Here is a 20,275-nt window from a genome sequence, read left to right on the forward strand (position 1 = left end):
GTCGCGCCACATGCGTGACCTCGCGACGTTGCCCAAGGCCCACCTGCACGTGCACCTGGAAAGCACCGTGCGCCCGGACACCCTCGCCGAACTCGCCGAGCACCACGGCGTCGCCGTGCCGGCCGTGCAGGCCGGATCGTTCGACGGCTTCGCCGTGCAGGCCGGATCGTTCGACGGCTTCGCCGTGCAGGCCGGATCGTTCGACGGCTTCGCGCAGTTCGCCGCCCACAACGGGGCGGTACGGGACTGCCTGCGGCGAGCCGGGGACTTCCACCGGATCGCGTACGAGTTCTGCGCCGAGGAAGCAGCGCAGGGGACCCGGTACGCCGAGGTCACGTTCACCGCGGCAGCGCACGGAGAACGACTCGGTGATCCGGACATGCCGCTCGAAGCGGTGTTGTCCGGGCTCGCCGCAGGACAGGCCGCCCACGGCATCGAATGCCGTGTGATCGTGGACCACCCCAGAAAACGATCGGTGGCGCGGTTTCAGGACTCGCTTCGCCTCGCGGCCACGCACCCGCGGGTCGTCGCGATCGGGATGGCCGGAGCGGAAGACCACCCGCTCACCCCGTTCACCGCCGTGTTCCGCGCCGCGCGAGAAGCCGGGATCGGGCTCGTGCACCACGCCGGAGAGTGCTGCGGGGCACCGAGCGTCGCCGAAGCCGTCACCATCGGGCTCGCCGACCGGATCGGCCACGGGTTCCGCGCACTCGACGATCCGGAAGTCGTCGCGCTGCTACGGGACCGCGCCATCCCACTCGAAGCCTGCCCTTCGTCCAACGTCGCACTGGGACTGGTCGACTCGCTCTCCTCTCATCCGCTGCCACACCTCATCGACGCCGGCCTGACCGTCACGCTCAGCACCGACATCCCCGCCTCCACCGGCACCACGCTCACCGACGAGTACCGGCTGCTGCGCGACCACCTCGGCTTCGACGACGACCTGCTCGCGCGCATCGCCACCAACGCCGTCGACGCCTCCTTCGCCCCCGAAGGCACGAAGACCGCGCTGCGTCAGGACATCGCCACCTGGCGGGCAGGCTCGAAACACACCAGCCCGTGCCTCGACGCCAGCAACGCCACCAGGTCCAGCACCTGACGCTGACCCGGCCACACCACGTGCACGATCACCGCGTCCACCCCCACCGTCAGCGCCTCGTCCCACGACACCGCCGAAGCGGGATCCGGCGAGGTCTGCCGCAACTCCCGCACGAACGCCGCCACCGCGGGCTCGAACGCGCCCAGCGGCGAGGACCGCAACTCCGCGTACCGGGCCGCCGCCTCCGGGAAGGACGCCGGACCAGGAGCCCGCCACACCGCCACATCGACCTGGACATCGACCGGCTCGTCCATCACGCCACCTTCCCGAACAACGCACCCAACCGCGGAATCCGCGCGGAGATCTCCGCCGGATCAGCGAAATCCCACTGCTCACCAGCCGGATCCGGCGACACCAGCAGCCCACGCGAGGCCACCACCGCCTCCAGATCACCGTCGAACGCCTCGGCCGCCACGTAGTCGAGACCCTCCCAGTCCGGCCAGTCCTCATCCGCCCACGCGTGCACGCCGCCCCGCGACGCCAGCAACCGCACGTGCGGCAGATCGGCCAACGCGTCCGGCGACGAGGCCACCGCCTCGAACACCGCCCGCCCCTGACCCACCAGCCACGCCTGGAAGTAGAAGAACCCGTCGTCCGAACACAACCCGCCGCAGATCACGTCCGCCGCGTGCCAATGCGCCCACGTGTCGACCCGGCGACGCACCTCGTCCAAGCGCACCGCGAACTCCACCACCTCGCCGGCAGGCAGCACGGCCAGCGCGGCCGTGAGCCGCTCCAGCCGATCGTCCTGGCCAGAGGCCCCCGCAGCGGAGGACTCCACCAGGCCCCAGAACGCGTTGAGGTCCATGCCCGAAACGCTAGCGAGAGGGTCTGACAATTTTTGAAGCCCCGACATCCGCCCAGCTCAGAAGCCAGAAGAGGCAACGGCGGGCGCGGCGAGAGGACGCCGCCGAGGTCCGCACGCGCTATCGCGGCACCGTCCCGAACAACGCCCACAACCGCGGAATCCGCCACGCGATGTCGGCCGGATCCTCCATCCCCACGTCCTCACCACCCGGCGACACGTCGAACGCCCGCCCCTGCCCCCGCGAGGCCAACAGCTCGTCCAGGCCCCCGGCGTGCACCGCCTCGAACGCCGCGTCCGGTACCCGGTACAGCGCCTCCCACTCGGGCCAGTCCTCATCGGACCACTCGTCCACCGGCCCCAGCGCCGCCAGCCGCCGCACCGCGGGCACGTCCGCCAGCGCGTCCGGAGACGCCGCCACCGACGAGAAGACCTCGCGGCCCTGGCCGATCAGCCACGCCTGGAAGTAGAAGAACGAGTCCATCCCGCACAACCCCGAACAGATCAGCGTGGCCGCCTGCCAGTGCGCCCACGTGTCCACCCGGCCGCGCTGCTCCTCCAGGCGCACCGCGAAGTCGGCGATCTCACCCGCCGGCAGCAACGCGAGCCGCCCGGACAGCCACTCCCGCCGTTGTTCCAGGTCAGCGGTGGCGGCGACGGCGTGATCGACCAGCTTCCACAAGCCCCCGGAGTCCATGCGGCGAGGCTAGCGGCGGGGTCTGACGGTTATTGACGCGAGCGAACCCGATGCTCCTGACTATCCTTGACGCCAAATGGACACCCCGCACGCTGAACTGCACAAACGCCTGCCCGAGCTCATGCCGCGTGATCAACGCCGGCTCGCCAGGCGCCTCGACGGCGCACGCAAGGTCAAAGACCCGCTGGCGCGCCGCAAGATCACCGAGGAGATCGCCGCCCAGATCGACGAGGCCGCGCTCAAGGTCGCGCTGCGCCGGGAGTCCGTTCCCAAGATCACCTATCCCGCCGAACTGCCGGTCAGCCAGCACAAGGACGAGATCAAAGAGCTGATCGCGAACCACCAGGTCGTGATCGTCGCCGGCGAGACCGGATCCGGTAAGACCACCCAGCTGCCCAAGATCTGCCTGGAACTGGGCCGCGGGATCACCGGCCAGATCGGCCACACCCAGCCCCGCCGCATCGCCGCCCGCACCGTCGCCGAACGCGTCGCCGAGGAACTCGGCACCAAGCTCGGCGACACCATCGGCTACAAGGTCCGCTTCACCGACCAGTCCGGCGACGAGACCCTGGTCAAGCTCATGACCGACGGCATCCTGCTCGCCGAGATCCAGACCGACAGGTCGCTGAGCCGCTACGACACGATCATCATCGACGAGGCCCACGAACGCAGCCTCAACGTCGACTTCCTGCTCGGCTACCTCAAACAGCTCCTGCCGCGGCGCCCCGAACTCAAGGTCGTCATCACCTCCGCGACCATCGACCCGCAACGCTTCAGCGCGCACTTCGAGAACGCCCCGGTCATCGAGGTCTCCGGCCGCACCTACCCCGTCGAGACCCGCTACCGGCCGCTGGAGGAGGACGACGACCAGACCCAGGGCATCATCAACGCCGTCCGCGAACTGCAGGCCGAAGGCCCCGGCGACGTCCTGGTGTTCCTGTCCGGCGAACGCGAGATCCGCGACACCGCCGAAGCCCTCAAAGCCGAGGACCTCCGCAACACCGAGATCCTCCCGCTCTACGCGCGCCTGAGCGTGGGCGAGCAGCACCTCGTGTTCCAACGCCACACCGGCCGCCGCGTCGTGCTCGCCACCAACGTCGCCGAGACCAGCCTCACCGTGCCCGGCATCAAGTACGTCGTCGACCCCGGCAACGCCCGCATCTCCCGCTACAGCCACCGCCTCAAGGTCCAGCGCCTGCCGATCGAACCCATCAGCCAAGCCAGCGCGAACCAGCGCAAGGGCCGCTGCGGCCGCGTCAGCGAAGGCATCTGCATCCGCCTGTACTCCGAGGATGACTTCGAGGCCCGCCCCGAGTTCACCGACGCGGAGATCCTGCGCACCAACCTCGCCAGCGTCATCCTGCAGATGACCAACATCGGCCTCGGCGACGTCGCCGCGTTCCCGTTCATCGACCCGCCCGACTCCCGCAACATCAACGACGGCATCGGCCTGCTGCAGGAACTCGGCGCCATCAACGCCGCCGAGAAGAAGCTCACCCCCACCGGCCGCAAACTCGCCGCCCTGCCCGTCGACCCGCGCCTGGGCCGCATGGTGCTGGAGGCCGACACCACCGGCTGCCTCAAAGAGGTCATGATCATCGCCGCGGCACTGTCCATCCAGGACCCGCGCGAACGGCCCGCCGACCAGCAGGAAGCCGCCACCCAGCAGCACGCGAGGTTCGTCGACAAGGAATCCGACTTCACCACGTTCCTCAACCTGTGGGAGTACCTCAAGCAGCAGCAGAAGGAACTGAGCGGCAACCAGTTCCGCAAGCGCTGCAAGGCCGAGTTCCTCAACTACCTGCGCGTGCGCGAGTGGCAGGACATCTACCTGCAGCTGCGCCAGGTCGCCAAGCAGATCGGCATGCACGTCAACGACCAGCCCGGCGACCCGCGCAACATCCACATCGCGCTGCTGTCCGGACTGCTCAGCCACATCGGCGTCAAGGACATCCTCAAAAAGCAGGCACCCGGCGAGAAACGGCGTCCGCTCACGGAGTTCCTCGGCGCCCGCAACGCCAAGTTCGCGATCTTCCCCGGCTCCGCGCTGGCCAAGAAACCACCGCAGTGGGTGATGGCCGCCGAACTCGTCGAGACCAGCCGCCTGTGGGGCCGTATCGTCGCGAAGATCGAACCCGAATGGGCCGAACGCCTCGGCGAACACGTGATCAAACGCCAGTACTCCGAACCGCACTGGGAGACCAAACGCGGATCGGTCGTCGCGCTGGAGAAGGTCACGCTGTACGGGGTGCCGATCGTCGTCGGCCGCAAGGTCAGCTACGGCCGCATCGACCCCGAACTGTCCCGTGAGCTGTTCATCCGCCACGCACTGGTGCAGGGGGAGTGGACCACGCACCACCGGTTCTTCCACACCAACCGCGCCATGCTCGAAGAAGTCGGCGAACTGGAGAACCGCGCACGCCGCCGCGACATCGTCGTGGACGAGGAGACGCTCTACGAGTTCTACGACAAGCGCGTCGCCCCCGAGGTCGTGTCCGCGCGGCACTTCGACTCGTGGTGGAAGAAGCAGAAGGACAAGAACCAGCTGACCTTCACCAAGGACATGCTGGTCAACGACCGCGCCGACGTCACCCCCGACGCCTACCCCGACCAGTGGCGCCAAGGCGAGCTCACGCTGCCGCTGAGCTACCACTTCGAGCCGGGCACCAAGAACGACGGCGTCACCGTCCAGCTCCCGCTGCCGGCGCTCACGACGCTGGACGACGACGCGTTCTCCTGGCAGATCCCCGGCCTGCGCCACGACCTCGTCGTCGCGCTCATCCGGTCGCTGCCCAAGCAGATCCGCCGCAACTTCGTGCCCGTCCCCGACGTCGCCACCGCCGTCCTCGCGCGCATCAAGCCCGAGGAGACGTCACTGCTCTACGGCGTGGAACGGGAACTGCGGGCACTCACGGGCGTGACGGTGCACCGCGAGGACTGGCAGTTCGACGCCGTCCCCGACCACCTCAAGCTCACCTTCCAGGTCGTCGACGAGCACAACCGCACCCTCGCCGAAGGCAAGGACATCGCGGCGCTGAAGGAGAAGCTGCGCGACGAGGTCCGCGAGTCACTCAGCCAGGCCGCCGGCCACCTCGAACGCACCGGCCTGACGACCTGGGACTTCGACGCCCTGCCCCAGACCATCGAGCAACGGCAGTCCGGCATCACCGTCACCGCCTACCCGTCGCTGCTCGACCAGGGCGAGACCGTCGCGATCAAGGTCCTCGACACGCCGGGCCGCCAGGCCTACGCCCACCGCCGCGGCGTGCGCAGACTCCTGCTGCTCGGCGTCAACTCGCCGGTCAAGCACCTGCAACGCCACCTCGACAACGCCGCCAAGCTCGCCCTGACCCGCAACCCGCACGGCAGCGTCGCCGCGCTGTTGTCGGACTGCATCATGGCGGCGGTCGACCGGTTGATGGGCGACCCGGCCTGGAACGCCAAGTCCTTCGCGGCGCAACAGAAGAAGGTCCAGGCCGCGCTCAACGACACCACCTGGGTCGTCGTGCAGGAGGTCCGCAAGGTCCTCGAAGCCGCCCACCAGGCCGAACTCGCGCTGAGCGGCCTCAAGGGCGCCCCCGATTCGGCCGCCGACATCCGCGCGCACCTCAACTCGTTGGTGTACAAGGGATTCGTCACCCACACCGGCTACGACCGGCTGCCCGACCTGGTCCGCTACCTCAAGGGCATCGCGCGGCGCATCGAGAAACTGCCCGAGAACCCGCGCCGCGACCTCGACTGGACCGACAAGATCCACCAGGTCCACGCCGAGTACCGGGAACTGCGCGCGCAGACCCCGGCCGACGAACCCGCGCCCGAACTCGACGAGATCCGCTGGATGATCGAGGAACTGCGCCTGTCGTACTTCGCCCAGACCATCCCGACCCGCTACAGCGTCAGCGACAAGCGCATCTACAAAGCGCTCGACGCCGTGCCCTTGTAAACCTCGCTACCGTGGAACATGCAGTTTCCCGGGGATTCCACGTGGCAGGTGTCCTGCGGCGACGACGGCACCTTCCCGCTCTACGTCCGTGACGCACTCGGCGTCAGCACACCCACCGCCGCCTCGATCCCACGCCTGACCCCGCCGGTACCGCGCGACCACGACGCGTACGTGCCGGAGACCTTCGGGTCGGCGTGGGACCGGTGGTGGACCCAGTCGCTCAGCACCCTCGGCCCAGGGCACCCGCCGGTCGGGATGCCCGAGCAGATGCGCGCCGACTACACCCGGTGGGGGCCCGACTGGTCCTCGCCCGAGCAGCGCGCGCTGCGCCACCACGCCAGGACCGTCTCCTACACGCTGCTCAGGGAGATCGTCGACCAGCTCACCGTCGAACTGGGCCGCCAGCCCGTCTTCAACCTCCGCATGATCGAGATCCCCGTCGAGGGCCAGTTCTGGCGGCGCGTCGACAAGCACACGGTGCTCGTGTCCGACGAGCTCAAGATCTCCCGGCACGTCATCGCGCCGCTGGAGTCAGTCCTGCGTGAGCTCGCCCAGTAACGCCTCACCCGTGCGGTACAGCTCCACCAGCAACGGCCGCAGCACCATCCCGGCCGGCGTCAGCGCGTAGCACGTCCGCACGGGAAAGCCGGGGGAGCGGGAGCACGACACCAATCCCTGCGCCACCAACGACTCCAGCCGCTCGGTCAGCACCTTCGCGCTCAGCGACGGCAACCCCTACCGCAACGCCGAGAACGACCGACTGGACCATCGGCGACGCGCACGGCACCGCCACCGACCTCGCTCGCCGGGGCGAGGACGGCCGGTGGCGGTACGTGATCGACAACCCCTTCGGCGTCAGCCAGGCGGTTCCATGGCGCCGGTCATGATCGCCACCGCGTCCGACATCGAGATGGACTTCGGATCCACCACCGCCTTGCGCCGGCCCAGGCGCTGGATGTGGATGCGGTCGGCCACCTCGAACACGTGCGGCATGTTGTGGCTGATCAGGATCACCGGCAGACCGCGCTCGCGGACCTGCAGGATCAGGTCCAGCACCGCACGCGACTCCCGCACGCCCAGCGCCGCCGTCGGCTCGTCCATGATCACGACACGGCTGCCGAACGCCGCCGCCCGTGCCACCGCCACGGCCTGACGCTGGCCGCCGGAGAGGGTCTCCACAGCCTGGCCGGGGTTCTGGATCGTCATGATCCCCAGCGCGTCGAGCTGACGGCGGGCCTCGTCGCGCATGCCGGTGCGGTCGAGCATCCGGAACACCGAGCCGAGCACGCCCTTGCGGCGCAGTTCCCGGCCCAGGAACAGGTTCGCGGCGATGTCGAGCGACGGCGACACGGCCAGGGACTGGTGCACCGTCTCGATGCCGGCGTTGCGCGCGTCCAGCGGTGTGGAGAACGACACGGGGGAGCCGTCGAGCAACACCTCGCCCTCGTCCGGCACCACCGCGCCGGACAGGGCCTTGATCAGCGACGACTTGCCCGCGCCGTTGTCGCCGATCACCGCGAGGATCTCGCCCGGCAGCAGCTCCAGGTCCGAACCCGCCAGCGCCGTCACCCTGCCGTAGCGCTTGACCAGGCCCGTTGCCTGCAGGATCGGGGTGGTCATGCCTTCACCTTCCTGATCCACTGGTCCAGCGACACCGCCACGATGATCAGCACACCGACCGCCATCGTCTGCCACAACACGTCCACCCCGGCCAGCGCCAGGCCGTTGCGGAACACGCCGACGATCAACGCGCCGATCAGCGACCCCACCACCGCGCCGCGGCCACCGAACAGCGACGTCCCGCCGATCACCACCGCCGTGATCGAGTCCAGGTTGTCGGTCTGCCCCGCCTGCGGTGAAGCCGAGGCGATCCGGCCGATCAACGTCCACGCCGCCACCGCGTAGATCAGCCCCGCCGTCGCGTACACGGACAGCAGCACCCGCGCCGTGCGGATGCCCGACAGACGGGAGGCCTCCAGGTCGTCACCGGTCGAGTAGACGTGCCGGCCCCACGCGGTGTTCTTCAGAACAAAAGCCATGGCCGCCACCAGCAGCACCAACATGATCGAGCCGTAGGTGATGCGCGTGCCGCCGACGGTGAACGTCTGCCCGGTGAACAGCAGCAACGACGGCATGTCCGTGCCACGGATCGTGGCACTGCCCGAATACCAGAGGTTCAACGCGAAGAACACGTTCAACGTGCCCAGCGTGACGATGAACGGCGGCAGCTTCAGCCGCGTCACCAGCAACCCGTTGAGCAACCCGCACACCGTGCCCACCAGGAAACCCAGCAGCAGCGCCGGCAACCCGGGCAGACCCGTCTCCGAGGCGACCTTCGCCATCACGATCGAGGTCAGCACCATGATCGCCCCGCACGACAGGTCGATCCCGGCGGTCAGGATCACGATCGTCTGCCCGACCGCGAGCGTGCCCACCACCGCCACCTGCTGCAGGATCAGCGAGATGTTGCCCGGCGTCAGGAACCGCTCCGAGAGCAACGCGAACACGATCACCGACACCAGCAGCACCACCGCCGGTCCGATCGTGGCCTGCGCGTGCAACAGGTGCTGCACGCGCGTGAGCACGGAACGATCCCGTTCCTCCACCACCGCGGTCACGGCTCAGCCCCAGCAGTTCTGCAGGCCGAACGCCGAGTCCTTCGACTCCACGCCGTCCGCGGGCTGATCGGTGATCAACGTGACCCCGGTGTCGGTGTTCTGCGGCTTCGAGCCGTCCTTCGCGAACTTCGACACCGCCTCCACCCCGAGCTGCGCCATCTTCAGCGGGTACTGCTGCGACGTCGCCCCGATCACCCCGGCCTTGACGTTGTTCACGCCGGGACAGCCGCCGTCGACCGACACGATCACGACGTCCTTCTCCTTGCCCGCCGCCTTCAACGCCTCATAGGCACCGGCCGCCGCGGGTTCGTTGATCGTGTAGACCAGGTTGACGCCCGGATCCTTCTGCAGCAGGTTCTCCATCGCCGTGCGGCCACCGGACGGATCGCCGTTGGTCACGTCGTGGCCCACGATCCGCGGATCGGACTCGTCACCGATGCGGGCCTTGTCCTTCACGTCGACGCCGAAGCCCTCCAGGAAACCCTGGTCGCGCTGCACGTCCACCGACACCTGGTTCGGGTTGAGGTCCAGCAGCGCGATCTTGGCCTGCTTGCCCTCCTTCGCGAACTTCGACTTCGCCCACTGCCCGATCAGCAACCCGGCCTTGTAGTTGTCGGTCGCGAACGTCGCGTCCGCGGCACTGGCCGGCTCCAGCGGTGTGTCCAGCGCGATCACCAGCAGACCCGCCGCCCGCGCCTTGTCCACCGACGGCACGATCGCCTTCGAGTCGCTCGGCGTGATCAGAATGCCTTTGGCGCCCGACGCGATCAGGTTCTCGATCGCGTCGACCTGCGTCTGGTTGTCACCGTCCTGCTTGCCCGCGAACGACTGCACCGTCGCGCCCGCCGACGAGGCCGCCTGCTGCGCGCCCTCCTTCATCTTCACGAAGAACGGGTTCGTGTCCGTCTTCGTCACCAGCCCCACCAGCGTCGTGCCGCCGCTGGAGGACCCACCACCTCCGCACGCGGTGACCAAGGTGAGCAACGCCGCTGCGGTGACCCCGACAGTTCTACGCATGGCAACTCCTACGTCAACGTTGACGTAACCGCCCGCCCGAGGTCCCTCGGATCGTGAACGGAAGAGCGGCTACGCGAGCTGTGCAAACGGGTATACCGTTGCGTCATCGTTGACGCAAGAGTCGTAGGACGTGGACATGGACCGAGCAGACGGCAGACGTGAACCCACGATGCGCGACGTCGCCGCGCTGGCGAAGGTCAGCACCAAGACCGTCTCCCGCGTGATCAACGGCCTGCCCGGCGCCGGCACGGAGGTCACCGACCGCGTCCGTGAGGCGGCCCGCACCCTGGGCTATCGCCCGAACCTGACCGCCAGCAGCCTGCGCCGCTCAGACCGTCGCAGCGCCACCATCGGCGTGCTGTTCGAGGACCTGTCCAACCCCTTCGACGCCGCCCTGCTGCGCGCCGTCGAGGATCGCGCCCGCCACGCCGGCGTCCTCGTGCTCGCCGGCAGCAGCGAGGACGACCACACGTTGCAACGCGAACTGCTCGTGTCGCTGTCCACTCGCCGGGTCGACGGTGTCGTCGTCATGGCCGTCGGCGGGCACCAGGACGCCCTGCAGCAGGAACGCGACCGCGGCACCCCGATGGTGCTCGTCGACCGGCCCCCCACCTTCGGCGGCACCGACTGCGTCACCACCACCAACCGCGACAGCTCCCGCGACGCCGTCCTGCACCTGGCCGCACTGGGCCATCGCGACATCGCGTTCCTCGGCGACCGCCGCACCCTGTGGACCAGCCAGGAGCGCTACACCGGCTACCTCGAAGGCCTCGCCCAGGCAGGCCTCACCCTGCGCGACGAGCTCGTGCGCACCGACCTGCACGGCGCCGACCTCGCCGAGACCGCCACCGGCGCGCTGTTCGACCTCGACCGGCCGCCCACCGCGGTGTTCACCGCCCAGAACCTCGTCACCGTCGGCGCCATGCGGCTGCTGCGCGCCCGTGACCTGCACCGCCGCGTCGCCGTCATCGGGTTCGACGACTTCCCGCTCGCCGACATGCTCGACCCCGGCATCACCGTCGTGCGCCAGGACGTCCCCGGCATCGGCCGCAGGGCCGCCGAGCTCATCCTCGCCCGCATCGACGGCGACACCTCACCGCCCGTGCACGCCGTCGTCCCCGCCGCCCTCGTGCGCCGCGGGTCCGGCGAGATCGCGCCGGTCAGCTGACCGACAGCACCGCGTCGATCACCTGCGGACCCGACACCAGCACCTCGTCGTTGTGGTCCGCGCCCGCGATCTCGACCAGCTTCGCGCGCGCCGCCGTCGCCACCTCACGGCTCTGCGCGGGCGGCACCACCGAGTCCTTAGTGCCCAGCAGCACCACGGCCGGAACGTCCACCGCGGACACCCGCTCCGTCACGGGGAACTTGTCCTGCAACAACATCTTCACCGGCAACCGCGGGTAGTGGTGCGAGCCGACCGCCGCCAGCGACGTGAACGGCGAGCGCAACACCATGCCCTTGGGGGCGCGGAACGTCGCGAGCTCCGCGGCCACCGCCGCGCCCAGCGACTCACCGAAGTAGACGACCGGCCCGTCGATCAGGTCCAGCGCCGCCCGCGCGTCGAACGTCAGGCCCTCCTCCGACGGCTTGCCCGGGTTGTCGCCGTAGCCGCGGTAGTCGAACAACAGCACCGACAGGCCCCGCGCGGTCAGCTCCCGGGCCAGCGACACCCGACCGGCCCGGTTGCCGCCGTTGCCGGGGAACACGATCACCGTGACGGTCGCGTCCGGCAGCTCGAAGTGCCAGCCGTCGAGCAGCAGACCGTCCGCCGTCACCAGACGAACGTCGCGCCCACCGGGCAGCACCTCCTCGGCTGCGGGCACCGGGCCGGGGGAGGGGAAGTACACGAGCTTGCGCTGGAAGGTGAAGACCACGGCGACGATGGTGACAACCACCGCCACCGCGATCAACACCGGCCTCCGCATCAGCTCATCTCAGCACCGTTTGGAGGTCGTGGCGAAGTGCGCGTACTCCGGGTTGTCGTAGAGGTGCCCCTGCGCCTGGGTGCACACGTCCAGCGTGTCCGTGCCCGACGACCACACCTCCTGCTGCCGGTTGCCGCCCTTCTTGTAGCCCTTCGTGCCACTGGACGTCAGCACCCCGGCCGAGACGCGGTAGTCGTGGCCCAGGTTGTGGTAGCTGTCCCACACGTACACGTAGGCCCAGTTCTTGCCGCACCCCTTGAACTGCTTCACCGACGCCCACTGCGCGCCGGCCTCCCAGCCGATGTAGGCGGTGCTGCCGATCTGCGTCACCGGACCACACCCCGGCGCCGACTCCGCGTGCGCCACCCCCGAGGACAACCCGGCCAACGCGAAAGCGGCCACTGCCGCGACAGAAACGAATCTCACGACCCGACCGTGCGCCTCGGCGGTTAGCCGGCGGTAAATCACTCGAAGGTGTGGACTTCGTCCGCCCAGACCTGACGCACCGCGTCCGCCTCGGCCGCCAGGAACTCGTCGAACGTCCGCGCCGGCCGCCCGATCAACCCGGCCAGATCCGGCGTCGTCCCCTCCAGCCGGCCACCCGCGACATCGGCGAACAACGTCGCCACATCGCCCGCGAACGCCTCCGGCACACCCAGCGCGACCAGGCGCTTCGCGAACTCGACCGCGGGCAGGTCGACGTAGCGGATCTCGCGGCCGGCCACCACCGACAGCCGCGCCGCGATCTCGGCCTGCGTCAGCGCCTCCGGCCCGGTCAGCACGAACGTCGACCCCGGCCGCGGATCCCCGGTCAGCAGCACCGCCGCGGCCGCCGCGATGTCCGCGCAGTCGACGTAGGACACCCGCGCGTCCCCGTAGGCGCCCAGCAGGTGCCCGTTCTCGGTGAACGTGCCACCGCCGGTCACGAAGTTCTGCATGAACCCGCTCGGCCGCAGCACGCTCCACCCCAGCCCGGAGGACCGCAGGTGCTCCTCGACCTCCCAGTGCGCCCCCTCGGCGAGCAGACCGTCCGCGGCCGCGTGCCACACCGACAGCTTCACCACGTGCGCCACCCCGGCCGCCACCGCCGCGTCGATCACCGCCCGCTGCTGCCGCACCATCGGCTGCTCGCCGGGCGCAGGCACCGCGCCGCCCGCGTTGAGGAACACCCTCTCCACGCCGACCAGCGCCGATGCGACCGACACCGGATCGTCCAGGTCCCCGACGACGTACCGGCAGCCCAGCGCGGCACCCTTCGCCGGATCCCGCGCGAACGCCACCACCTCGTCCGCGGGTAGCAGCTCCACCAGGCGACGGCCGATGCTGCCCGACGCGCCGAACACCAGAATCATCAGTTCCCCCATAGACTGAGGCGGCCTCGACTTCTTATTTCGAGGCTACCTCGACTTAAGCGGGAGCAGCAACGGTGCCCACCAGGAAGCCGCGCGCGGACGCACGCCGCAACTACGAACGCCTGCTCACCGAGGCCGACGCGGTGTTCGCCGAGCAGGGCACCGACGCGTCACTGGAAGCCGTCGCACGGCGTGCGGGCGTCGCGATCGGCACGCTCTACGGGCACTTCCCGAACCGCCGCACACTCGTCGGCGCGCTGCTGCGGGAACGCAACGAGGAACTCTTCGACACCGGCGAGGACCTGCTCGCCGCACCGCAGGCGGCCGGGGCGTTGCGCCGCTGGATCGACCTGGTCGTCACGCACGCCGCGAGCTACCAGGGACTCGCCGCCCTGCTCGCGGACAGCACCGAGGACGAGCTGCACGAGTCGTGCGTGCGGATGACCGGCATCGGCGACCGGCTCGTCCGGCGCGCCATCGAGGCCGGCGAGGTCCGCGCGGACCTGACCGGCGAGGACGTGTTCACCCTGATGAACGCGGCGGCGTGGACCAGGGAACACGGCACCGCGGGTCAGGCCGAACGGCTCGTCGACCTGACCGTGCGGGGTTTCACTCCGCCGGAGCGAACGGCACCAGCACCACGGTGATGTTGTCGTGGCCGCCCGCGTCCAGGGCGACCTTCACGAACTCCTCCGGCCCGCACGGCAGCAGCGGCTGCAGGTCCTCGGGCTGCGGACGGTAGTTGTGCAGGCCGTCCGAACACAGCAGGAACACGCCCGGCGAGGTCGGCTTGAGCGTCACGACCTGCGGTTCCACCCGGCCCGCGTCCGCGCCGATCCACCGCGACAGCACGTGCGCGCGACGGTCCGTGCGCGCCTGCTCCTCGGTCAGCACGCCTTCGGCGACCAGCTGCGCCGCCCACGTGTCGTCCGTGGTGAGCTGCTTGGAGCCCTCGTCGGACAGCCAGTAGGCGCGGCTGTCGCCGACCCAGCCGATCGTCACCGCGTTCTCCGTGACCAGCGCGGAGACGAACGTGCACGACGGCGCGACACCCCGCCCGCCCGCCTCCATCGGCTCCAGCTCGATCAGCTGCTCCACCGCGGAGCACGACGCGGCGACCGCGTCGACCATGGCCTGCTCGGCGTCCGCGGTGTCGATCAGGGCGTTGAGCAGCACCTCCACCGCGGCGTCCGCGGCGGCCTGCGAAGCCTGCTCGGCGCGTTCGGAAGAGGCCACGCCGTCGCAGACGACGGCGGCGACACCCTTGCCCGCGACGTGGCCGAACGCCATCGAGTCCTCGTTGCGCGCCCGCCGCTTGCCCCGGTCCGACACACCGGACACCGCGCCCAGCGCGTACTCGACCCGGTCACGCGCCGAGGGCTGGTGACGGCCGCACTGGGTGCAGTAGTCCTCGTCGTCGATGTCGGGCGACCCGCACAGGATGCACGAGGCCTGCGCGGGACCGGTCGGTCCGCCCAGCGGCGTGCGGCGGACCAGCAGGTTGCGTCCGCACGCCTCGCAGAACCGGTCCTCCGCCGCGACGGGCGCGAAGCACTCCGGGCACTTCAGGGTGTCCATCAAACCAACGTCCTAGGCCTTACCGCGTTCGCGCGGTCCACCAATGCGATCCGTTCCTCCGGCGTGGCAGCGAACCGGGCCAGCGTGCGGTAGCGCCGCTCGAGACCCAGCCGAAGCTCGTGTTCGGAGAGTGCACAGTCCAGCACCTTGCCCTCAGCGGCCTGATTGCGGGTCACGTAGTCGTACGCCGCCTCCAGCACCTCGGCCGACAGCTGCGTGTGCGAATGGACGTCGATGTCCAAGGCGTGCAACCGTTCCCCGGCCGCGACGAGGTCCTCCGCGCCGCAGTCGCCGAGCTGCGCGCGCACCGCCGCGATCTGCGCGGCCAGATGTTGCGACGACGTGTCCGGCACCGACAACAGCACCTCGACCGCCCGTGCGCGGTCCCCGCACGCCAGCAGCACCCGCGCCAGCCCGAACGCCGCCGACACGTACGAGTGATCCGTGCGCCACACCAGCTCGTACCAGCCCGCCGCGGCCTTCAACTCCCCGGTGGCCTCCGCGCACACGCCCAGCGCCAGCTTCGGGGCAGCCTCACCCGGTACCGCCGAGCACACCGCGTCGAAGAACCCCAGCGCGTCGGAAGCCCGGCCATCGGTCAAAGCCGCCAGGCCCCGGTACCAGTCCGGGCGCCAGTCCTCGGCCGGGTCGAGCTCCGGCTCGTCGAACATCGACGGCGCCGTCAGCGAGTCCAGCTCCTTCAACGCCGCCTCGGTGTCGCGCGACTCGATGAGCACCCGCACGATCCGCAGCCGCACCTCCACCGTGAACTCCGGTGCTTTGCGCAGCCCCGCCGGGTCCGACGTCGTCGCCGTCGCCAGCCACGAGGCGGCCGCGTCGGAGGTGCTCACGCTCGGCGCCGGCAACGCCAGCGCCACCTCGGCGAGGTCGAGCGAGCCTTCCACGCCGAAGCGGCGGCGTTCCGGCGTGAACTGCCGCGACAGGCCCGGCCGCACCACGCCGTCCTCGATCGCCAGCACCTCGCGCAGCACGCCCGTGAGCTGCTCGGCCATGTCCTCGGCGGAGGAGAACCGCAGCTCGGGGTTCGGGTTCGTGGCGCGCAGCAGCAACCGGTGGAACGACTCGAACCGGCCCAGCAACGGCTCCTCGTCCACCGTGGGCAGCCGGTCCTTGCAGCGGCCGCGGAAGTCGAACGGGAAGCTCATCACCGCCAACGCGCGCCCGACCGTGTAGATGTCGGAGAACACCGACGGGCCGATCGTGCCGATCTCCGGCGCCTGGTAGCCGATCGTGCCGTAGATGGGGGAGTGGTGGTCGTCGATGCGCCGCACCGCGCCCAGGTCGATCAGCTTGAGCTGCTCCTCGGTGTGGATCATGTTGTCCGGCTTGAAGTCGCAGTACAACAACCCCACGCCGTGCAGGTAGCCGACCGCGGGCAGGATCTCCAGCACGTAGGCGATCGCCTGCGCCAGCGGCAGCGCCTCGTCTCCGCGGCCCTCCCGGCGCCGGCGCGTGATCATGTCCTTGATCGACTCGCCGCCGACGTACTCCATCACGATGTACTCGACGCGCTTGTCGCTGTCGCGGCTCTCGTGCCGGATGAAGTTGTGGATCTTCACGATGTTCGGGTGCTCGACCTCGGCCAGGAACCGGCGTTCGGCCAGCGCCGCCGCCATCGCGTCCGCGTCCCCTGAGTCGAGCAGGCCCTTGAGCACCACCCACCGGTCGCTCACCGCGTGGTCGAGCGCCAGGTACAGCCAGCCCAGGCCGCCGTGCGCGAGGCAGCCCAGCACCTCGTACTGGTCGTGCAGCACCTCACCGGGCGCGAGCTTCGGGGTGAACGAGTAGGCGTGCCCGCACTGCGGGCAGAAGCCCTCCACCCGGCCCTGCTTGCCGTCCTTGCGCCGCCCGACCTTCTTGCCGCACTTCGAGCAGAACCGCTTCGCCTCCGGCACCTCCGGCTGCTCCAGCACGGCGGTCTTCGGATCCCGGTACGGCACCCGCGGCACCTCGACCAGCCCCGCGCCCAGCCGGCCACGGCTCATCGACCGCGCGCTGCCCCGCCGCGTGCGGCCCGAGTTCGACCGCGACACCTCCTGCGACGACGACCAGGGCGCGGTCCCTGGCGCCGTCGACGGCCCGGTCTCGGGCAGATCAACCTCTTCGCTCATCGCTGCCCCCTAGTCCCGATAACGCGCGACGGGCGGCGTTGGTGCCGGACCCAGCGGGGTCAGCCACCGCCGGTAGATCCCACTCCACGTGCCGTCGGTGCGCATCCGTTCCAGCACGCCGTTGACGAACCGCACCAGGTCCTCCTGGCCCTTCGGCACGCCCACGCCGTACGACTCGTCGGTGAACCGCGACCCCACGACCTCGGTGTACGGGTCCTGCGCCGCCAGTCCCGCGAGGATCGTGTCGTCGGTGGAGATCGCGTCGGTCTGCCCCTGCTGCAGCATCACCAGGCAGTCCGTCCAGTTCGGCACGCTCACCGTCGTCTTCACGCGGTTCACCACGTTGCCCAGCGACGTCGACCCCGACGCCACGCACACCCGCTTGTCCGCGAGGCTCTCCACGCCGGTGATGCCGGAGTTGCGGCGCACCAGCACCCGCTGTCCCGCCTGGTAGTAGACCTGCGAGAAGTCCACGTCCTTGAGCCGGTCGCAGGTGATCGTCATCGTGCGGACCACCACGTCCACGGCGCCGCTCTGCAGCATCGGGATCCGCTCGGCCGCCGTGACGACCTTGAACTGCACCTTCTTCTCGTCACCGAACACGGCCTTCGCGATCTGCCGTGCCACGTCGACGTCGAAACCCTCGATCTCGCCGGTGAACGAGTTGCGGAACCCCATCAGGTACGAGTTCTGGTCCACCCCGGCGATCAACCGGCCCCGCTGCGCGATCTTCGCCATCGTCGACCCGGACGGCATCTGCCCGGCCACGGGCAACGGGCCGGGCCGCAGGCTCGCCGTCGCGTCACACGACGGCGGCGGGTTCGCCGCACTGCTCGGCGCCGCGGCGACCGTGCTCGCGTTCGCCGGTTGCGGTGCCGCCGCGCTGCGCGGCACGACCTCGCTGGGCGCAGGACCCGCCGAACACGCTCCGAGCAGCATCACCGCCGCCAACGCCAGTCGCCTCACCGGTACTCCTTGAGCCGCTGCCACAACCCCATCGCCGACCCCGCCGCGCCGATCACCGCGAGCACCAGCACCCCGACCACCGTGCCCGCCAGCGACGCCCGCGCCACCGCCACCTCGTCGCTGAAGTCCTGCCGCGCCTCGCCGATCGCACGCACCAGGGACTCGTCGAGCGAGTCGAAGTACGGGTTGTCGATCAGCGCCACCGCGTCGTTGTACTGCCCGGCGTCGTCGGCCTCGCGGATGCGCTGGTGGACCTGCTGCCACTGCCGGAACTGCCGCATCGCCTGGTCCACGGCCTCGGTGTTGCCCAGCCGCAGCGCCTGGTCGAGCAGACCTTCGAGCCGTTCGGAGACCTCGACGAAGTTCTTCTCGTAGGCCTGGCCCGCACCGCGCGCGACCAGCGTCAGCGTCTCCTCGCCCCGCGCGGTCAGGGTCGCGATCCGCGCCTGCGCCAGCACGTCGACCTTCTGCGAGGCCGCCCGCGAGTCCGACACGTCGTTCATGACCAGCACCGACACCGTCGTCACCCACAGCAGCGACACCACCGCCGCACCCGTGGCCACCAGCAGGCCGACGTTGAGCAGCCGGTTCGTCCGGCGGGTCAGATACCGCTGCGTCAGCACCAGCGCGACGACGAACGCCAGCGCCACCCCGACCGAGCCCCAGGGGAAGTTCGCCTCGTCCTGCGCCCGCGACACCCGGTCCGTCTCCGCCCGGTACAGCTCCTGCGCCGCCGGCAGCAGCTGCGTGCGCATCAACCCCGACGCCTCACGCAGATACGCGGCACCCACCGGGAAACCCTGCCGGTTGTTCGTGCGCGCCGTCTCGATGAGTCCCGTGTAGACCGGCAGCTGCGCCGCCAGCGTCGCCGTCAGATCGGGGGAGGAGGCCGTCGCCACCGACAGCGCCGCCTGCGCCTGCGCGATGTCCTTCTCGTAGCGTTCCCGCAGCTGGGAGGGCTCCAGCCCGCCAGACAGGAACGCGCTCGCCGCCGTCGCGTCGGCGTCCTGCAACGCCCGGTAGACCTCCTGCGCCGCGTGCGCCAGCGGTTCGGACCGCGTCGCCAGGTCCTCCAGCGCCCGCTCCTGGCGGTTCACGCTCCACGTCGACAACCAGCCGCTGGCCAGGCTCGCCACCACCAGCACCACGACGATCAGGCTCAGCCGTCCCGGGGTCGACCGCGCCAGGCCGGTGACGCGGCGCACCAGCGCCTGCCGGGGCTGCGAGTCGATCACCACGAGCGGGCCTCCCAGCGGTGAAGTTGATCGGCGTGGCGTAACTGTAGGCACCCAAGTGACACCGTGTGGGAATTAACGACGCATCCCGCAAGGTGTCACTCAGCAGTTACAGCCGACGCGACTCGATCAGCCGATTGACGCCGTCGAGGAGCATCTCCAGCCCGAACTCGAACGAGTGCTCCGGGCTGAACGCGCTCTGGTGCGCCTCCCCGACCGCGGCGCCCACCCGTGCTGCCACCGGGAAGCGGGCCGGGTCGAACACGGTCATCAGCACCGGCGCCGCCGCGTCCCACCACTGCTGATCGGTCAATCCTGTTTCCTTCTCGGTCACCGCCGCCGCGGTCAGGCCGCGCGCCGAGTTCTGCACGTGCCCGAGCACCAGGTTGAGCACCGAGTCCATCTCCACGTCCGACAGACCGACGCCCTCCAGCCCGCAAAGCTCGAAGTCGTACTTGGCCGCGACCTGCGGGCCCAGCACCGTGCGGGACGGCGCGACCTGCAACAACCACGGATGCCGCCGGTACAGCGCCAGGTTCTCCCGCGCCACGTACGTCAGGTGCTCCCGCCAGGCGCCGGCCGCCTCGCGCCCGGTCGCGGCCTGCACGGTGTCGACCATGACGTCGATCAGCTCGCCCTTGCCCGGCACGTAGGTGTAGAGCGACATCGTCCCCACGCCCAGCGACTCGGCCACGCGGCGCATCGACAGCGCCTTGAGCCCGTCCGCGTCGGCCAGCGCGATGCCCGCCTGCACGATCCGGTCCACGCTCAGGTCCGGCTTGCCCTTGCGCGACACGCGTTCCTGGGTGCGCCACAGCAACGCCAGCGTCCGCGCAGGGTCACCGCTGCCCGTGTGTTCGATCACGAGCGCGACCCTACCGTACCGTATGGTGTACGGTACAGGG

20 protein-coding genes are annotated in these 20,275 nt (G+C 70.0%); 5 read left to right on the top strand and 15 right to left on the bottom strand.

The genetic code is table 11. The features are described from left to right. The first annotated feature begins 10 nt into the window (after positions 1–10). A complete protein-coding gene (gene add / locus ACIQF0_RS37625; RefSeq protein ID WP_401037919.1) occupies positions 11–1,099 on the top strand; it encodes an adenosine deaminase in 1,089 nt (362 codons plus the stop codon). Here the strand turns inward: add and ACIQF0_RS37630 are convergent. The 3 genes from ACIQF0_RS37630 to ACIQF0_RS37640 form a co-directional block, all read right to left on the bottom strand. Continuing rightward, positions 1,015–1,353 carry a hypothetical protein gene (locus ACIQF0_RS37630; protein WP_360036811.1) on the bottom strand — a complete coding sequence of 113 codons (339 nt, stop codon included), beginning with the start codon at positions 1,351–1,353 and terminating at the stop codon, positions 1,015–1,017. The two genes, add and ACIQF0_RS37630, sit on opposite strands and share 85 nt — an antisense overlap. Beyond that, positions 1,353–1,907: a DUF4240 domain-containing protein gene (locus tag ACIQF0_RS37635; RefSeq protein ID WP_401037922.1), complete on the bottom strand. Its 555-nt coding sequence runs from the start codon at positions 1,905–1,907 to the stop codon at positions 1,353–1,355. The genes ACIQF0_RS37630 and ACIQF0_RS37635 overlap by 1 nt, the downstream gene beginning before the upstream one ends. 118 nt (positions 1,908–2,025) lie before the next feature. Beyond that, positions 2,026–2,601, bottom strand: coding sequence for a DUF4240 domain-containing protein (locus ACIQF0_RS37640; protein WP_401037925.1), 576 nt, complete (start codon positions 2,599–2,601; stop codon positions 2,026–2,028). Positions 2,602–2,677: 76 nt separating this feature from the next. Between ACIQF0_RS37640 and hrpA the strand changes: the two genes are divergently transcribed. Both hrpA and ACIQF0_RS37650 read left to right on the top strand, forming a co-directional pair. After that, positions 2,678–6,544, top strand: coding sequence for an ATP-dependent RNA helicase HrpA (hrpA, locus tag ACIQF0_RS37645; RefSeq protein WP_401037928.1), 3,867 nt, complete (start codon positions 2,678–2,680; stop codon positions 6,542–6,544). 18 nt (positions 6,545–6,562) lie between these two features. Continuing rightward, positions 6,563–7,102, top strand: a complete 540-nt coding sequence (locus ACIQF0_RS37650) for a hypothetical protein (protein ID WP_401037930.1) — start codon at positions 6,563–6,565, stop codon at positions 7,100–7,102. Here the strand turns inward: ACIQF0_RS37650 and ACIQF0_RS37655 are convergent. The 4 genes from ACIQF0_RS37655 to ACIQF0_RS37670 form a co-directional block, all read right to left on the bottom strand. Further along, complete coding sequence (locus tag ACIQF0_RS37655; protein WP_401037933.1) at positions 7,076–7,276, bottom strand: winged helix-turn-helix transcriptional regulator; 201 nt, start codon at positions 7,274–7,276, stop codon at positions 7,076–7,078. The genes ACIQF0_RS37650 and ACIQF0_RS37655 overlap by 27 nt on opposite strands. Positions 7,277–7,399: 123 nt before the next feature. Further along, positions 7,400–8,164 carry an ATP-binding cassette domain-containing protein gene (locus ACIQF0_RS37660; RefSeq protein WP_401037935.1) on the bottom strand — a complete coding sequence of 255 codons (765 nt, stop codon included), beginning with the start codon at positions 8,162–8,164 and terminating at the stop codon, positions 7,400–7,402. Then, complete coding sequence (locus ACIQF0_RS37665; protein ID WP_401037938.1) at positions 8,161–9,162, bottom strand: ABC transporter permease; 1,002 nt, start codon at positions 9,160–9,162, stop codon at positions 8,161–8,163. The genes ACIQF0_RS37660 and ACIQF0_RS37665 overlap by 4 nt, the downstream gene beginning before the upstream one ends. Positions 9,163–9,165: 3 nt before the next feature. Beyond that, positions 9,166–10,179 (bottom strand): sugar ABC transporter substrate-binding protein, encoded by a 1,014-nt coding sequence (locus tag ACIQF0_RS37670; protein WP_401037941.1) that lies wholly within the window; start codon positions 10,177–10,179, stop codon positions 9,166–9,168. A gap of 136 nt (positions 10,180–10,315) precedes the next feature. On the opposite strand from ACIQF0_RS37670, the gene ACIQF0_RS37675 reads away from it, so the two are divergent. After that, positions 10,316–11,347 (top strand): LacI family DNA-binding transcriptional regulator, encoded by a 1,032-nt coding sequence (locus ACIQF0_RS37675; protein WP_401037944.1) that lies wholly within the window; start codon positions 10,316–10,318, stop codon positions 11,345–11,347. On the opposite strand, the gene ACIQF0_RS37680 is transcribed toward ACIQF0_RS37675, so the two are convergent. From ACIQF0_RS37680 to ACIQF0_RS37690, 3 genes are read right to left on the bottom strand one after another with little or no spacing between them, the layout of a single operon-like run. Beyond that, a complete protein-coding gene (locus ACIQF0_RS37680; protein ID WP_401037947.1) occupies positions 11,340–12,107 on the bottom strand; it encodes an alpha/beta hydrolase in 768 nt (255 codons plus the stop codon). The genes ACIQF0_RS37675 and ACIQF0_RS37680 overlap by 8 nt on opposite strands. A gap of 9 nt (positions 12,108–12,116) precedes the next feature. Next, a complete protein-coding gene (locus ACIQF0_RS37685) occupies positions 12,117–12,533 on the bottom strand; it encodes a hypothetical protein (protein WP_401037949.1) in 417 nt (138 codons plus the stop codon). 38 nt (positions 12,534–12,571) lie between these two features. Further along, entirely contained in the window at positions 12,572–13,459 is an 888-nt protein-coding gene (locus ACIQF0_RS37690; protein WP_401037951.1) for an NAD(P)H-binding protein, read from the bottom strand. A 74-nt stretch (positions 13,460–13,533) separates the two neighbouring features. On the opposite strand from ACIQF0_RS37690, the gene ACIQF0_RS37695 reads away from it, so the two are divergent. After that, positions 13,534–14,106 (top strand): TetR/AcrR family transcriptional regulator, encoded by a 573-nt coding sequence (locus ACIQF0_RS37695; protein WP_401037954.1) that lies wholly within the window; start codon positions 13,534–13,536, stop codon positions 14,104–14,106. Here the strand turns inward: ACIQF0_RS37695 and ACIQF0_RS37700 are convergent. From ACIQF0_RS37700 to ACIQF0_RS37720, 5 genes are all read right to left on the bottom strand, one after another. Then, positions 14,069–15,037 (bottom strand): PP2C family serine/threonine-protein phosphatase, encoded by a 969-nt coding sequence (locus tag ACIQF0_RS37700; RefSeq protein WP_401037956.1) that lies wholly within the window; start codon positions 15,035–15,037, stop codon positions 14,069–14,071. The genes ACIQF0_RS37695 and ACIQF0_RS37700 overlap by 38 nt on opposite strands. After that, positions 15,037–17,169: a tetratricopeptide repeat protein gene (locus tag ACIQF0_RS37705; RefSeq protein ID WP_401037959.1), complete on the bottom strand. Its 2,133-nt coding sequence runs from the start codon at positions 17,167–17,169 to the stop codon at positions 15,037–15,039. The genes ACIQF0_RS37700 and ACIQF0_RS37705 overlap by 1 nt, the downstream gene beginning before the upstream one ends. Positions 17,170–17,178: 9 nt before the next feature. Further along, a complete protein-coding gene (locus ACIQF0_RS37710) occupies positions 17,179–18,135 on the bottom strand; it encodes a glutamate ABC transporter substrate-binding protein (RefSeq protein WP_401037961.1) in 957 nt (318 codons plus the stop codon). Further along, the gene (locus ACIQF0_RS37715; RefSeq protein WP_401037964.1) at positions 18,132–19,373 is read right to left on the bottom strand and encodes a hypothetical protein; all 1,242 of its coding nucleotides are present in this window, start codon (positions 19,371–19,373) and stop codon (positions 18,132–18,134) included. The genes ACIQF0_RS37710 and ACIQF0_RS37715 overlap by 4 nt, the downstream gene beginning before the upstream one ends. A gap of 106 nt (positions 19,374–19,479) precedes the next feature. Next, positions 19,480–20,235, bottom strand: a complete 756-nt coding sequence (locus tag ACIQF0_RS37720) for a TetR/AcrR family transcriptional regulator (RefSeq protein ID WP_401037967.1) — start codon at positions 20,233–20,235, stop codon at positions 19,480–19,482. Positions 20,236–20,275 lie beyond the last annotated feature (40 nt).

Source organism: Lentzea sp. NPDC092896 (assembly GCF_044754905.1).
Lineage (GTDB): Bacteria > Actinomycetota > Actinomycetes > Mycobacteriales > Pseudonocardiaceae > Lentzea.